Raw genomic sequence first — 13665 nt, forward strand, 5'->3', positions numbered from 1 at the left:
CCTGCAGCTCAACCAGTTCGAGCAGCAGACCGTGGCCGGCGTACAGTCCGCGATCTTCAACCTGGCGGATGGCAGCGCCATCAAGCGCATCGCCGCCGGCGCCCTGCAGAACCAGGTCTATGTCGGCAATGTCTGGGACACGCTGCCCTGGTTCACGCCGTTCGAGGCCAGCGACTACTACGCGCTCTATGCCGTGCCCGAGGAGTTCGGTGCCCATCGCGCCGTCACGGTCGAGCTCCTGCGCACGGTCACCGAGCGGTTCGGCGGCGGCGAGATCCTGGGCGTCACCGGGTCAGAGGGGAACTGGACCAACCTGGTCCGCAGCCGCGGCCGCGACGACGCCTTCAGGGAGTTTCCAAAGACCCGGCTGGTGGGCGAGCTGCCCGGGCGCTGGAACCGCGAGGACGCGCTGAAGGCGACCGAGGACCTGCTTACCCGGCATCCGAACATCGTGGGCATCGTGGCGCAGAACGACGACGTCGCGCAGGGCGCGCTGGCCGCCCTCAAGGCCGCTGGCATCCGCCCGGGCGAGGACGTGTTCGTGGTCGGCGCCGACGGTACCGCGCTTGCCGCACGCGCGATCGCGGACGGCCAGCAGCTCGCCACCAGCGGCAACAGCCCGGCCTATGCCGCCGCCCTGTTCACCGCGCGGATCTTCGACGTCACCCATGGCTACCGGCCCAGGGCGCCGGAGCGGCTCCTGAACTGGCGCTCGCTCACCGTCACCAGGGACAATGTCGCGGGCTATCTTGAGCGCTACGTGGACAATGGCGGGGTTGAGCCGTTCGACTACCGCAAGCTGTCCCGGGTGCTCCATCCGGATGATTGGGACCCGCAGGCCGACGTCTTCCCGCTCGACATCGACCATAACTGGGCGGGCGTGCCCAAGCCGGAGGGCTGGGACTATCCCAAGGCCTACACGGAGGCCCGGAGCAATGGCGAGTGGGAAGCGGTCACCGCCGAGTACCAGGAGCATTACCGGATCAAGTTCGACGGCCCCTCGCCGAACAAGCAGGCCTGAACCCTCGCACCCCCGGGAGCCAGCCCATGAGTGCTGCCGCAATCCTCGAGCGGCCGAAGCTGGTCGTCAGCAACGAGCCGCCGCCTTTGTTCCGCGCCGAGGGCCTGACCAAGCGCTACGAGGCCAATACCGTCCTGAGCGAGGTCGGCTTCACCGTGCCGCGCAACAAGGTCGTGACCTTCGTCGGCGAGAACGGTGCCGGGAAGTCCACCCTGTTCAACATCCTGAGCGGCATCGTCCGGCCGGACGCTGGTCGGATGTGGCTGGATGGGGAAGTGTACGCGCCGCAAGGCTACGGGCAGGCCACCGCGAAGGGGGTGACGCGCGTCTTCCAGGAGCAGGCATTGATCCAGAACGTGCCGGTCTACGAGAACCTCCTACTTTCGGAAGAGGCGCGCTTCACTCGGCTTGGCCAGTTCGTCGACCGGAAGGCGATGATCGCGGCTGCCGAGCGGATGGTCGAGGACGCCGGGCTCGACATCGACGTGCGGCGGCGGACCGGCGACTACGACTTCTCCAAGCGCCAGTCGATCGAGATCGTGCGCGCCTGTCTGGGGCCTGTGCATCTGGCCGGGATCGAGCGCCCCTTCATTCTCCTGGACGAGCCGACCTCGGCGCTCGACCGCCGGGACGAGGAGGCGTTCTTCCGCCTGGTCGAGAAATTGAAGACGAAAGGCTCGCTCCTGTTCGTCTCGCACCGGCTGACCGAGGTGCTGGAGATTTCCGACCTGATCTATGTCCTGAAAGACGGGCAGCTCGTGGCCGCGCTGGATGCGCAGGAGGCCGACGAGGCGACCCTGCACGGGCTGATGGTCGGGCGGGAGCGGGCGGCGGACTTCTACCATGAGCGCCGGCAGAGGCGGATCGACCGAGAGGAGGTCGTGCTGCGCCTGGACCGGCTCGATCTGCCCGGCGTCTATCAGGACGTGAGCCTAGAGGTGCGGGCCGGCGAGGTGGTCGGGATCGGCGGCCTCCTGGATTCCGGCAAGAGCGCGCTCGGCAAGGGTGCCGCCGGGGTAGAGCCACCGGCCTCGGGCAGTGTGGTGCTGGCCGGTGGCGCACCGGCCGAGCCGCAGATCGGCCGCTTCGTGCGCGCGGGCCTGGGCTATGTCCCGGCCGAGCGGCTGACCGACGGACTGATCGCGCCCTTCAGCGTCGCCTGGAACATGACGCTCGCCAGCGGCAGCGACCTGCTGACCAGTCGGCTGGGCCTGTGGCGCCGCCGGCACGAGCTTGCCACGGCCGATCACTATGTCCGCCAGCTCCGGGTGCGCTCCGGCACGCCGAATCTGCCCTGCACCAAGCTCTCGGGCGGCAACCAGCAGAAGGTGGTGCTCGCCCGCTGGCTGGCTCGCAAGCCGAAGGTGCTGATCCTCGACAACCCCACCCGCGGCGTCGACGCCGGGGCCAAGGAGGAGATCTACACCCTGATCCGCGACTTGGCGGATGAGGGCGTGGGCATCCTCCTGATCACCGACGAACTGCTCGAGCTGATCGGCCTGTCCAACCGCATCCTGATCATGCAGCGCGGCCGGGTGGTGACCGAGGTCGCGGCACCCGCCGATGCCAAGCCCGGCGAGCGCGAGCTGGTCGCCTGGATGCTAGCCGGCTCCGGCGGCGCGACCGACACGCTGCCGCACGCGCCCTCCCAGCAGAAGATCCCCGCATGATCGCTCAGTCCGACATCCCGCGCCTGGCCCTGGCCAGCCGCCGCTCCATCCTCACGAAGCTCAACAACGGCCTGTGGCTGCCGGTGGCGGTGGTCTTGGCGCTGGTGGTGTTCTTCTCGCTCGCCACCGATTCCTTCGCGACATTGCGCAACTTCACCGCAATCACCGGCCAGGCCGGCACGCTCCTGATCGTCTGCCTGGGCACCACCTTCGTGGTGCTGATGGGCAGCATCGACCTGTCGGTGGGCGCCATCGTGCTGCTAGTGGGGGCGGCCAGCGTGATCATCCTGAACGCCACCGGCGTGGGTTGGCTGGTGCTACCGGTGGCGGCGGCACTGGGGGCGGTGCTGGGGCTCGCCAACGGGCTGATCTACGCATTTGGCCGGATCCCGTCCTTCGTGGTGACGCTGGGCTCGCTCTCGATCTTCAGCGGCATCGCCCTGCAGATCCTGGAAGGCCGCGCCATCCAGTTCACCGTGCCGGGCTTCGAAGAGATCGCGATCGGCCAGCTGATCCCGCGCCTGCCCAACATCGCGCTGTGCGCGCTGATCGCCTGGGCGATCGTGGTGTTCATCGCCGAGCGCACCCGGTTTGGCCGCTTCATGTACCTGATTGGCGGCGGCGAGAACGTGGCGCGCACCGCGGGCGTGCCGGTGCGCCGCTACAAGATCTATGCCTTCGCTCTGTCCGGCCTGCTCGCCGGCGTCGGCGCCATCCTCGCCGTGGCGCGGCTGGGGGCGGCAGGACCCTCGCTCGGCCAGGATCTCCTGCTCAACAGCCTGGCCGCGATCGTGGTGGGCGGCACCTCGCTGGCCGGCGGCGTCGGCGGGCCGCAGGCACGCTGATCGGCGTCCTGATCATCGCCATGCTCGACAATGGCCTGAACCTGATGGGCGTGTCGCAATACTCGCAGATGATCGTGAAGGGCATGGTGGTCATCGGTGCCGTGCTGGTGAGCCGGGAAAGTGCCGTGGCCTCCGTCGTCAAATGAGCGAGATCCTGATCGTGGGCGGCGGCCTTTCCGGCGCTGCCCTGGCAGCAGCGCTGCTGGAGCGGAGCCGCCCGGGCAGCGCCGTCCGGATCATCGAGCCCCGGCCGGAGCTCGGCCGGGGCCTCGCCTACTCCTCGCCGCTACCCGGCCATCTGCTCAACGCCGAGGCGTACCGCTTCTCGCTGCAGCCGGACGACCCGGACCACTTCCTGCGCTGGCTGGCCCGCCACGTCGCCGCGGGCAGCTGGCCGGAGGCGCCGGCCGACCTGCGCAACGCCTATGTCCCGCGCGCCATCATGGGGCTCTATGCCCAGCAGGTCCTGGCCCAGGCGGCAGCCAGGGCGGCGGAGCGCGGCGCCATTGTAGAGCATGTGCAGCGCGACGCCGTCGACCTGAGCCTACCTGAGCAGGGCAGGGCACTGCTGACGCTGGCCGACGGGCAGGTCCTTGCCGGCGACGCGGTCGTGCTGGCGACTGGCCTGTTCCCGGCGGTCCCCGCCCTGCAGGATGACGCGCGGCCGGACCTGCCCCGGCGCATCCTGCAGGATCCCTGGGACCCGGCGGCGATCGCCGCACTGCCGAAAGATGGTGCGGTCGCGATGGTGGGGTCCGGCCTCAGCATGGTCGATGCGGTCGTGTCGCTCGAGCAGACCGGCCATCGCGGCCCGATCCACGTAATCTCGCGCCATGGCCAGATGGCTCATCCGCGTCGCGCGGCACCGGCCGGGCCAGATGCCTTGAAGGACGAGACCGCGGAGAGCCTCGTGCGCCTCCTGCGCAAGGTCCGACGCCTCTGTTGGGTCGAGCTGGTCAAAGGCGGCGACTGGCAGTCGATCGTCGACCCGATCCGGCCGCACATCGCAAGGCTGTGGAGCGAGGCCAGCGACGAGGTGCGCGGACGGTTCGTGCGCCACCTGCGACCTTGGTGGGAGTCGCATCATCACCGCTCTCCACCGGAATCCGGCGCCCTGGTCGCAAGCCTGCGCGCGGCAGGGCGGCTATCGGTCCGCGCCGCCGCCATCCACGTGGTCCGCCAGGCGGTGGACGGACGGGTGGCCATCGAGCTGCGCGAGCGACACGCCAGCGAGCCTGCGGTGCTGCACGTCGATGGCCTGATCAATTCCAGCGGCATCGAGTATGACTGGACCAGGATACGCCGTGCGCTCCCGCGCAACCTCCTGCGCCGCGGTCACGTGCGGCCGGGGCCGATCGGGCTCGGGATCGACGCGGATGCCGGTGGAGCGGTGATCGGCTGTTCCGGCAAGCCATCCGACCGCCTGTTCGCCCTCGGGCCGCCGCTGCGGGGGCTGTGGTGGGAAAGCACCGCCGTGCCCGACATCGTTGCGCAGGCCAGGGCACTGGCGGACCGGCTGGCAGGAACGGTGGCCTGGATCTGATCCCCCGGGGATCAGGCGGCAGGCTGGCCCCGCTGCCATTGCGCCAGCGCGTCGGCGGCAAGCTGCCGGGTGAGTTCGCCTGCCGGCATTTCCCGGCCCAGCGCTGCCGCCTGTCCCGACCAGAGCGGCGTGAAATCGCCCGATCCGGCGGCCTCGGCGCTTGCCCGCAACGGCGCCAGGGCGCCGGCGGCCATCGGGAAGGCCGGTGCCAAGCCGGACATGGGGCCGACCTCGCGGACGATGCGGTTGACGATCCCGCGCGCCGGGCGGCCGGTGAACACGTTGGTCAGCACCGTCCGGTCGTCCCGGGCGTTCCTGAGGGCGGCCCGATGCGCCGGGCCGACCTTCGCCTCCGGGCAGAACAGGTAGGCGGTGCCGAGCTGCACGGCCGCGGCACCCAGGGCGAACGCAGCCACGATGCCCCGCCCATCGGCGATGCCGCCCGCCGCGATCACCGGCACCTGCACCGCATCGACGATCTGCGGAACCAGCGCCATGGTCCCGGCCTGGCCCGCGATGTCGTCGCTCAGGAACATGCCGCGATGCCCGCCCGCCTCGTAGCCCTGGGCGATGACCGCGTCGCAGCCCTCGCGTTCCAGCCAGCGCGCCTCCTCCACCGTGGTGGCCGAGGACAGGATCCTGGTGCCGCTCGCCCGGACCCGGTCGAGCAGGGGCTTCTCGGGCAGCCCGAAATGGAAGCTGACCACCTCGGGTGCGAACTCCGCCACGACATCGCACATGGCGCTGTCGAACGGCGTGCGATTGGTGCTGGCGGCCGGTGTCGCCGGATCGAGGCCGAGCTCCGTGTAGTAGGGCTGCAGCCGTTCGCGCCAGGCCTGCTCGCGTGCCGGGTCGGGCTGCGCCGGCCGGTGGCAGAAGAAGTTGACATTGATCGGCCGGGACGTGCGCTGGCGGATGATGCCGAGTTCAGTGCGCGCCTGCTCGGGCGTGAGCATGGCGCAGGGCAGCGAGCCCAGGCCGCCGGCTTCGGAGACGGTGATCACCATCTCGGCCGACACCGGTCCCGCCATCGGCGCCTGGATGATGGGCAGCTCGATGCCAAGCAGATCCTGGATTCGCCGGCTCGGCCACATCTTCCCGATCCTCCATGACTTTCCCGGAGCCTTTGCCCCGGGCTGGCTGACGGCAGCATAGCGGGAAGAACGGGCCGGGTGAGAGCGATCCGGCAAAGCGCGCGCAGCCGTGATCCTGACCGCCCGCCAGGCCGTGCCCGTCTTCCGGTTGGGCGCCAGCGCCGTTTCGGTTATCCTGTCCGTCTGCGCCTCGGGGCCCGGCACCGCGCATTATGCATGATCGCGTTTTGCATGAACGAACCCGAGCACCGGGGGCCGTCGAGACTTTTCGACAGATCCATCTGCCCGATCGACGGGATCAAGCGGCCTGCCCGAAGGCGCCGCGGCAGCGCGCGGCCGGATGACGATCGTTCAGGATGGCCGGCCGGCGAACAGCTTCTCGCGCAACGTCCCGGGCGCGTAGTCGCGCTGGGCTAGGCCGCGGGCCTGTAGAACCGGAATCACCTGGTCGATGAACTCGACGAACGAGCCCGGCATGGTCTGGTACGCGACGTTCACCCCATCGATCCCGGCCGCCTGCCAGCGCTCCAGCTGGTCGGCGCTCTGCTCCGGCGTGCCGATGATCCGGCCGTTATAGGACATGGCATGGGCAAGCGTGGCCGCGGTCGCCTTCCTGTCGGGATGGGCTTCCTCGTAGAAGCGCACGAAGCCCTGCAACCCTTCAATCTGGTACTCCTCGATCGGTCGGTCCGGGTCGAGTGTGCCGAAGTCGATGCCGAGGTCGCGGCTGACATGGGCGGCGAGCCCATCCGTGCTGACATACTCGTCGATCGCCCGCGACTTGCGCCAGGCTTCCTCCTCGGTGCTGCCGACCACGAAGCTGAGGCCCTGGATGAACAGGAAGTCGTCGTCCCGGCGCCCGTTCGCCCGCAGCTGCTGGCGGATGTCGGCCACCGCCACGGCAGCGGCCTCGGGTGTCAGGCTGACGATGAAAGTCGCCTCGGCATTACGTGCCGCGAACGCCCGCCCGGCGCGTGACGAGCCCGCCTGGATCAGGACGGGCGTGCGCTGCGGCGAGGGCGAGGTCTGGTGCGGCCCCCGGACCCGGTAGCGCCGGCCGGCATGGCCGATTCGATGGATGCGGGCAGGATCGGCATAGATGCCGGCCGCCCGGTCGGCCAGGACAGCGCCATCCTCCCAGGAGCCCTCCCAGAGCTTGTAGAGCACCTCGACATATTCTTCCGCCCAGACATAGCGCTCGTCATGGGGCACGGCCTTGTCCAGGCCGAAGTTGCGCGCCGCGGCGTCGCCCACGCTGGTGACGATGTTCCAGGCGACGCGGCCGCGGCTCAGATGGTCGAGCGTCGTTACCTTGCGGGCGAAGTTGAACGGATGCTCCTGGAGGATCGAGCTGGTGAACGCCAGGCCCAGATGCTCGGTGGCACTGACCAGCGCTGCGGCCAGCATCCCGGGATCGCTCGTCGGAAAATGCAGACCCTCATGGACATAGGTGTCCGCCGAGCCCTTGTAGGCCGGGTCCAGGCCCAGCACGTCGGCCAGGAACAGGGCATCGAACCGGCCGCATTCCAGGAGCCGGGCCAGGTCCAGCCAGTTGCCCAGTTCGTTGAACCCCACCTGCCGGGAATCCGGATGGCGCCAGAGCCCATGATAGACGTGGGACACGCTGTTCATGGCGAAGGCGTTGAAGATCAGGCGCTTGGCCATGGGTTGGTCCGGCTCAGGAAGTCAGGCGGCGAAGAACTGCGCGTCGGGCACGACGTTCAGCGCGATGGTCAGCCGGTTCGCGTAGGCGAAGAACGCGGCCACCTCGAGGATCTCCACGATGGCGGCCTCGCCGAAGCCTTCATCGCGCAGCCGGTCCAAGTTCGGGTCGCCCAGATGCTGAGGCGCCTCGGCGAGCGTCTCGACCACCTCCGCCAGGGCCAGCTCGCGCGGGCTCAGCCGGACATGGCGAAAGCCCTGGGCGATCCGCCGCGCACGGACCCGGTCGTCCAGCGCGGTGCCGAGCGCCTGGGTATGGTTGAACACGCAATGGGCGCAGTGGTTGGTGGCGGACGTGACCACCGCGATCAGCTCGCGCTCTGCGGCAGTGAGCGCGCTCTGTCGCGGGTCGAACAGATGCTCATAGAAGCGGACCATGCGCAGGGCGGTGCCGGGATTGACCGCCAGCGCCTTCAGCCAGTTGGGAACGAAGCCGTAATGCTCGCGGAACCGGGCGAAGATCCGGCGGAGCTCGTCCGGCAGCCGGGCCTCGTCGGCCAATGCCGGCCGGGAGACCGGCTCGCTGGACGCCACGCCTGGCGGGGGTGGGTCGAACTCGGTGCGTTCGATGACCGTGACATTGGCCATGATGCTCGCCTCCTCAGGCCGTCAGTGGAAGTGCTTCTCGTCCGGGAGCACGCCCAGCGAGATGAAGATCCGGTTGGTATGGTTGAACCAGGCGATGGTCTCGACCGCCTCCAGGATCTCCGGCTCGCTGAAGCCCAGCGTGCGCAGCTGCTGCAGGTCGGCCGGCTCCACCACCTTGGGCGAGCGGGTGATCTTCTCGGCCAGATGGGCCAGGGCGGTCTCGCGCGGGCTGAGCCCCGCCAGATGATGGTCGAGTGCGATCCGCCGGGCGCGGGCCGGATCGTCCAGCACGTCGCCCAGCGCGCGCGTGTGGTGGATCTCGCACAGGCCGCAGCCATTGGTCGCCGAGACCACCACGGCGATCAGCTCGCGCTCGGCCAGTGGCAGCTGCCGGCCCTTGGCGGCGAACAAGCTGCCGAAATAGGCGGCAAAGCGTCTTGCGGTGTCGGGATTGACCGACAGCACCTGGATCCAGTTCTCATGGTGATGGTCGGCGAGCAGGGCCCGCACGTCGTCGGGCAGGCCGGACTCGTCCGCCGGGCCCAGCCGGGAGATGACCGCGTCGTCGGCGAGAATCGGGTCAGACATGATGGCCTCCTTGGTGCTGCGGATGGAGAAATCGGTCAGGCCGCCGCGCGGGCGGGGGTGAACGCGCCGCGATAGCGGGCCGCCGGGTGACGCTCGTTGATCCTGGGGCCGCGGCCTGCGAACAGGCGCTCGCGATAGGTGCCGGGCGCGTAGTCCTGCTGGGCCAGGCCGCGCTGGCGCAGGACCGGCATGACATGGTCGGCGAACTCGGCGAACGAGCCCGGCAGGGTGTGGTAGATGACGTTCACGCCGTCGATCCCGGCATCCCGCCACAGCTCCAGCTGGTCGGCGATCTGCTCAGGAGTGCCGATGATCTGGGCGTTCAGCGCATAGGCGCTGGCCAGGTCGCGCACGGTCGGGCGCTTGCCGGGATGGGCCTCCTGGAACACCCGGACCAGGCCCTGCACGCCCTCGATCTCGGCCTCGTCGATCGGCCGGTCCGGGTCGAGCAGGCCGAGATCGACGCCGAGGTCGCGGCTGATATGGGCGGCCAGACCGTCCACGCTGATGTCCTGGGCGAGATCGCGGGCCTTGCGGTGCGCCTCCTCCTCCGTGCTGCCGACCACGAACGCCATGCCCTGGATGAACAGGAGGTCGTGCGGATCGCGGCCCGCCGCCGCCACCTGGCCGCGCACCTCGTTCACCAGTCGGCGGGCACCATCCGGGTTCTTGCTGACGATGAACGTCCCCTCGGCGTTCTTCGCGGCGAAGGCGCGGCCGGCCTTGGAGGAGCCGGCCTGGAACAGGACGGGCGTGCGCTGCGGGGAAGGGGTAGTCAGATGAGGGCCCAGGACCCTGTAGCGCTCGCTCTCGTGGAAGATCCGATGGACCTTGCCCGGATCGGCATAGAAGTTGCGCTGCCGGTCCTCGACCAGGGCGTCCTCGTCCCAGGAGCCCTCCCAGAGCTTGTAGACGACATCAACATATTCATGCGCCCAGCGATAGCGCTCGTCGTGGGGCACGATCCGGTCGAAGCCGAAGTTCTGCGCGGCGTTGTGGCTGACGCTGGTGACGATGTTCCAGCCGACCCGGCCCTTGCTCAGATGGTCGAGCGTCGAGACCTTGCGGGCGAGGTCGAAGGGATGAGCCTGCAGGATGGAACTTGTGAAGGTCAGGCCGAGATTCTCGGTGGCGCCGACCAGGGCCGCGGCGAGCGTGAAGGAGTCGTTGACCGGGATCTGCACCGTTTCGGTGAGGAAGGTGTCCCAGCTGCCCTTGTAGACGGGATCCACGCCGATGATGTCGGCGAGGAACAGGGCGTCGAATCGGCCGCGCTCGACGATCTTCGCGACCTCGATCCAGGTGGCGAGGTCATTGAACCGGACCTGCGCGGTGTCGTCCCGCCGCCAGAGCCCATGATAGACGTGGGAAACGGAGTTCATCGCGAACGCGTTGAAGATCAGGCGCTTGGCCATGGCGCGGTCCTTGGCTGAATGGGATCAGGCGGCGAGCGCGCGGGCCGGCAGCACCAGCCGGGCTTCCTCGACCAGCTGATCGATACGCTGGCACAGCAGCGGGTCGTCGACCTTGCCGTCCACGATGGCGCGGTCCGGCACGAACAGGGCGGTCGGCAGGGTGCGGGCCACGAAGAAGGCGAACAGCGGGCGCAGCTGGTGCTCGACCACCAGGGCATGGCGGTCGCTGCCGCCGGTGGCGATCAGGCCGACCGGCCGGCCGACCAGCGCCTTGTAGTCGACGAAGTCGATGAAGTGCTTGAACAGGCCGCTATAGGAGCCCTTGTAGGTCGGCGAGGCGACCAGCAGCAGGTCGGCGGTCTCGACCGCGCGGAAGGCGGCTTCCAGCTCGGGCGGCGCCTGTTCGCGCGACCGCAGGGGGCCAAGGGCCGCGCCCAGCTCGGCAACGTCGATGATCCGGGCGGCGGCGTCGCTGCCCGTGCGGATCTGCCCGATGATCCCGTCCAGCAGGGCACGGGTCCGCGAGATGGCCGACAGGCTGCCGCTGAGGCCGACGATGCGTGGATGAGACACTGAGGCTGGATCCCTGATGACTGCGGTCTGCGTGGCCGGCACTGCCGGCTGCCAACCATCAGGGATCATCACGCGACAGATGTCGATTAAGTTTACCAACAATATCAATTAACTCGTCGACCGCAATGCGGCTCCCGGTCGGCGGGGGCATGCCACCGCTTAAACGATAAAATAGATCAATTAAGTAGACAAAGGATCTTCTGCCCTGGATCTGAATGGGGCGCTGCCGGTTCCCCGCGGCAGCGGCCTTGACGGAGTACGCCAGGAATGACCTCGCCTGCACTGCCGGTTCTCGATCTCTCCCGCTTCGACGCCGGTCCTTCGGAACGCGAGTCGTTCCTGGCGGATCTTCGCCATGCTGCGCGGACGGTCGGCTTCTTCTACCTGACTGGGCACGGCGTGCCCGAGCGCCTGGTGAACGACGTAGTCGCCACTTCCCGTCGCTTCTTCGAGCTGCCGGAAGCAGACAAGCTGGCGATCGACATGGTGAACCCGCCGCATTTTCGCGGCTACACCCGGGTCGGCCGCGAGATCACCCGCGGCAAGCGCGACTGGCGCGAACAGCTCGACATCAACGCCGAGCGTCCGGCCCTGCCGCGTGACCTCGACGCGCCGGCCTGGACGCGGCTGCAGGGGCCGAACCAGTGGCCCGACGCGCTGCCCGAGCTGAAGCCCGTGCTGCTGCGCTGGCAGGAGGAGCTGACCGGTGTCGCCATCCGGCTGCTGCGCGCCTTCGCCGTGGCGCTCGGCCAGGACGAGCATGTCTTCCAGCCGATCTACGCGTCGGCGCCCAACCAGCACATCAAGATCATCCGCTATTCGGGGCGTGATACCACCGAGAGTGACCAGGGCGTGGGCGCGCACAAGGACAGCGGCTTCCTCACCCTGCTCCTGCAGGGCGACCGGGGCGGGCTGCAGGTCGAATCGGATGGCGGCTGGATCGATGCCGCGCCGGTGCCGGGCACCTTCATCGTCAATGTCGGCGAGGTGCTGGAGATGGCCTCGGACGGCTATCTGCGTGCGACTGTCCACCGCGTGGTGACCCCGCCCGCCGGCACCGACCGGCTATCGGTTGCCTACTTCTTCGGCGCTGCGCTCGATTCGACCATTCCGCTCCTGGAACTGTCGCCGGAACTACGCGCCGAGGCCACCGGACCGGCGCGCGACCCCGAGAACCCGCTGTTCTACGAGGTCGGCCGCAACTTCCTCAAAGGCCGGCTGCGCTCGCATCCCGACGTGGCCGAGCGGCACTATGCCGACCTGCTGGAGCCAAACGTGCGACCCGTACCGGCCACGGTGAACTGAGGAGATCCGGCGATGACCCTGGAAACGACCCGGCCGGAGACCCTGGCCATCCATGGCGGCAGCTGGCGCGCTGATCCCGTGACCGGTGCGGTGGCGGTGCCGATCTACCAGTCGACCTCCTTCCAGTTCCAGGACACGGCGCACGCCGACCGGCTGTTCGGGCTGGAGGAGATCGGCCACATCTATACGCGGGTCTCCAACCCGACCCAGGAAGCGCTGGAAACGCGACTGGCAGCGCTGGAGGGTGGAGCCGCAGCACTGGTGGTGGCGTCCGGCCAGGCGGCATCCGCCTTCTCGGTCCTCAACCTCGCTGAGGCCGGCGACAATGTGGTGGTGTCGACCGATCTTTATGGCGGCACCTGGAACCTGTTCGCGGCGACCCTGAAGCGGTTCGGCATCGAGGCGCGCTTTGTCGATCCGGCCGATCCGGAAAACTTCCGCGGGGCCAGCGACGAACGCACCAAGGCCTACTATGCCGAGACCCTGCCCAACCCGAAGCTCCAGGTCTTCCCGATCCGCGAGGTCGCCGAGATCGGGCGTAGGCTGGGCATCCCGCTGATCGTTGACAATACGGCAGCCCCGCTCACCGTCCGCCCGCTTGAGCATGGTGCCGCCGTGGTGGTCTACTCGGCGACCAAGTATCTGGGCGGCCATGGCACCACGATCGGCGGCGCCATCATCGACGGCGGCAACTTCCCTTGGGAGGAACATGCCGCACGCTTCCCGCAGTTGAACGCGCCCGATCCCAGCTACCAGAACCGGATCTGGGTGGAACTGGCCCGGCCGCTCGGGCCGATCGCCTATGTCCTGCGGATCCGCACCACGCTCCTGCGCGACATCGGCACGGCACTCACCCCGTTCGCCGCGTTCCAGTTCATCCAGGGGCTGGAGACGCTGCCGCTGCGGATCGCCCAGCACAATCACAACGCGGTCAAGGTCGCGGACTTCCTGAGCGATCATCCCAAGGTCGAGCGGGTGATCTTTCCCGGCCTGCAGGGCGGCGAGGCGGGCAGGCGGGCGACCACCTACCTGCAGGGCGGTTTCGGGGCACTGGTGGGCTTCGAGCTGAAGGACGGGCGGGAGGCCGGCCGTCGCTTCATCGACGCGCTCCGGCTGTTCTACCACGTCGCCAATATCGGAGACGTCCGCTCGCTGGCGATCCATCCCTCGAGCACGACCCACTCCCAGCTCACCGCCGAAGAGCAGTTCGCGGCGGGGGTGACCCCTGGCTACGTGCGGCTCTCGATCGGCATCGAGCACCCGGACGACATCCTGGCCGATCTGCGCCAGGCGCTGGAACA

At 68.8% G+C, this 13665-nt stretch carries 13 protein-coding genes; 7 read left to right on the forward strand and 6 right to left on the reverse strand.

Annotated elements, in window-relative coordinates; genetic code table 11:
• The 5 genes from EQG76_RS24250 to EQG76_RS24265 form a co-directional block, all read left to right on the forward strand.
• A partial coding sequence (locus EQG76_RS24250; RefSeq protein WP_159717141.1) for a sugar ABC transporter substrate-binding protein occupies positions 1-1021 on the forward strand: 1021 nt, incomplete at its 5' end.
• A gap of 26 nt (positions 1022-1047) precedes the next feature.
• A complete protein-coding gene (locus EQG76_RS24255) occupies positions 1048-2691 on the forward strand; it encodes a sugar ABC transporter ATP-binding protein (RefSeq protein ID WP_159717143.1) in 1644 nt (547 codons plus the stop codon).
• Complete coding sequence (locus tag EQG76_RS24260) at positions 2688-3536, forward strand: ABC transporter permease (protein WP_159717145.1); 849 nt, start codon at positions 2688-2690, stop codon at positions 3534-3536. Before EQG76_RS24255 ends, EQG76_RS24260 begins: the two co-directional genes overlap by 4 nt.
• Before the next feature lie 20 nt (positions 3537-3556).
• Complete coding sequence (locus EQG76_RS32865) at positions 3557-3682, forward strand: hypothetical protein (protein ID WP_255476585.1); 126 nt, start codon at positions 3557-3559, stop codon at positions 3680-3682.
• Complete coding sequence (locus tag EQG76_RS24265; RefSeq protein ID WP_159717147.1) at positions 3679-5079, forward strand: FAD/NAD(P)-binding protein; 1401 nt, start codon at positions 3679-3681, stop codon at positions 5077-5079. The genes EQG76_RS32865 and EQG76_RS24265 overlap by 4 nt, the downstream gene beginning before the upstream one ends.
• 11 nt (positions 5080-5090) lie before the next feature.
• On the opposite strand, the gene EQG76_RS24270 is transcribed toward EQG76_RS24265, so the two are convergent.
• The 6 genes from EQG76_RS24270 to EQG76_RS24295 all read right to left on the reverse strand — a co-directional run bounded on the left by EQG76_RS24270 (position 5091) and on the right by EQG76_RS24295 (position 11059).
• Complete coding sequence (locus EQG76_RS24270; RefSeq protein WP_159717149.1) at positions 5091-6173, reverse strand: NAD(P)H-dependent flavin oxidoreductase; 1083 nt, start codon at positions 6171-6173, stop codon at positions 5091-5093.
• A gap of 351 nt (positions 6174-6524) precedes the next feature.
• The gene (locus tag EQG76_RS24275) at positions 6525-7838 is read right to left on the reverse strand and encodes an LLM class flavin-dependent oxidoreductase (RefSeq protein WP_200841075.1); all 1314 of its coding nucleotides are present in this window, start codon (positions 7836-7838) and stop codon (positions 6525-6527) included.
• A 21-nt stretch (positions 7839-7859) separates the two neighbouring features.
• The gene (locus tag EQG76_RS24280) at positions 7860-8483 is read right to left on the reverse strand and encodes a peroxidase-related enzyme (protein ID WP_159717151.1); all 624 of its coding nucleotides are present in this window, start codon (positions 8481-8483) and stop codon (positions 7860-7862) included.
• 21 nt (positions 8484-8504) lie between these two features.
• Positions 8505-9071: a peroxidase-related enzyme gene (locus EQG76_RS24285; RefSeq protein ID WP_159717153.1), complete on the reverse strand. Its 567-nt coding sequence runs from the start codon at positions 9069-9071 to the stop codon at positions 8505-8507.
• A gap of 35 nt (positions 9072-9106) precedes the next feature.
• Positions 9107-10486, reverse strand: a complete 1380-nt coding sequence (locus tag EQG76_RS24290) for an NtaA/DmoA family FMN-dependent monooxygenase (protein WP_159717155.1) — start codon at positions 10484-10486, stop codon at positions 9107-9109.
• A 24-nt stretch (positions 10487-10510) separates the two neighbouring features.
• Positions 10511-11059, reverse strand: a complete 549-nt coding sequence (locus EQG76_RS24295; RefSeq protein WP_159717157.1) for an NAD(P)H-dependent oxidoreductase — start codon at positions 11057-11059, stop codon at positions 10511-10513.
• Positions 11060-11326: 267 nt separating this feature from the next.
• Here EQG76_RS24295 and EQG76_RS24300 point away from each other — a divergent pair, with 267 nt between their 5' ends.
• Together EQG76_RS24300 and EQG76_RS24305 are read left to right on the forward strand one after the other, a co-directional pair.
• Positions 11327-12364 carry an isopenicillin N synthase family dioxygenase gene (locus EQG76_RS24300; RefSeq protein ID WP_159717159.1) on the forward strand — a complete coding sequence of 346 codons (1038 nt, stop codon included), beginning with the start codon at positions 11327-11329 and terminating at the stop codon, positions 12362-12364.
• A gap of 12 nt (positions 12365-12376) precedes the next feature.
• The coding region (locus tag EQG76_RS24305) for an O-acetylhomoserine aminocarboxypropyltransferase/cysteine synthase family protein (protein WP_159717161.1) at positions 12377-13665 on the forward strand (1289 nt) is incomplete at its 3' end.

Origin of the sequence: Geminicoccus flavidas, assembly GCF_009806515.1 — a bacterium.
Taxonomy (GTDB): Bacteria; Pseudomonadota; Alphaproteobacteria; order Geminicoccales; family Geminicoccaceae; genus Geminicoccus; species Geminicoccus flavidus.

What these genes read in the sequence shown, in the direction of transcription:
- EQG76_RS24255 (WP_159717143.1), top strand. Translation starts at nt 1,048, where the DNA reads ATGAGTGCTGCCGCAATCCTCGAGCGGCCGAAGCTGGTCGTCAGCAAC.
- EQG76_RS24260 (WP_159717145.1), top strand. Translation starts at nt 2,688, where the DNA reads ATGATCGCTCAGTCCGACATCCCGCGCCTGGCCCTGGCCAGCCGCCGC.
- EQG76_RS32865 (WP_255476585.1), top strand. Translation starts at nt 3,557, where the DNA reads ATGCTCGACAATGGCCTGAACCTGATGGGCGTGTCGCAATACTCGCAG.
- EQG76_RS24265 (WP_159717147.1), top strand. Translation starts at nt 3,679, where the DNA reads ATGAGCGAGATCCTGATCGTGGGCGGCGGCCTTTCCGGCGCTGCCCTG.
- EQG76_RS24270 (WP_159717149.1), bottom strand. Translation starts at nt 6,173, where the DNA reads ATGTGGCCGAGCCGGCGAATCCAGGATCTGCTTGGCATCGAGCTGCCC.
- EQG76_RS24275 (WP_200841075.1), bottom strand. Translation starts at nt 7,838, where the DNA reads ATGGCCAAGCGCCTGATCTTCAACGCCTTCGCCATGAACAGCGTGTCC.
- EQG76_RS24280 (WP_159717151.1), bottom strand. Translation starts at nt 8,483, where the DNA reads ATGGCCAATGTCACGGTCATCGAACGCACCGAGTTCGACCCACCCCCG.
- EQG76_RS24285 (WP_159717153.1), bottom strand. Translation starts at nt 9,071, where the DNA reads ATGTCTGACCCGATTCTCGCCGACGACGCGGTCATCTCCCGGCTGGGC.
- EQG76_RS24290 (WP_159717155.1), bottom strand. Translation starts at nt 10,486, where the DNA reads ATGGCCAAGCGCCTGATCTTCAACGCGTTCGCGATGAACTCCGTTTCC.
- EQG76_RS24300 (WP_159717159.1), top strand. Translation starts at nt 11,327, where the DNA reads ATGACCTCGCCTGCACTGCCGGTTCTCGATCTCTCCCGCTTCGACGCC.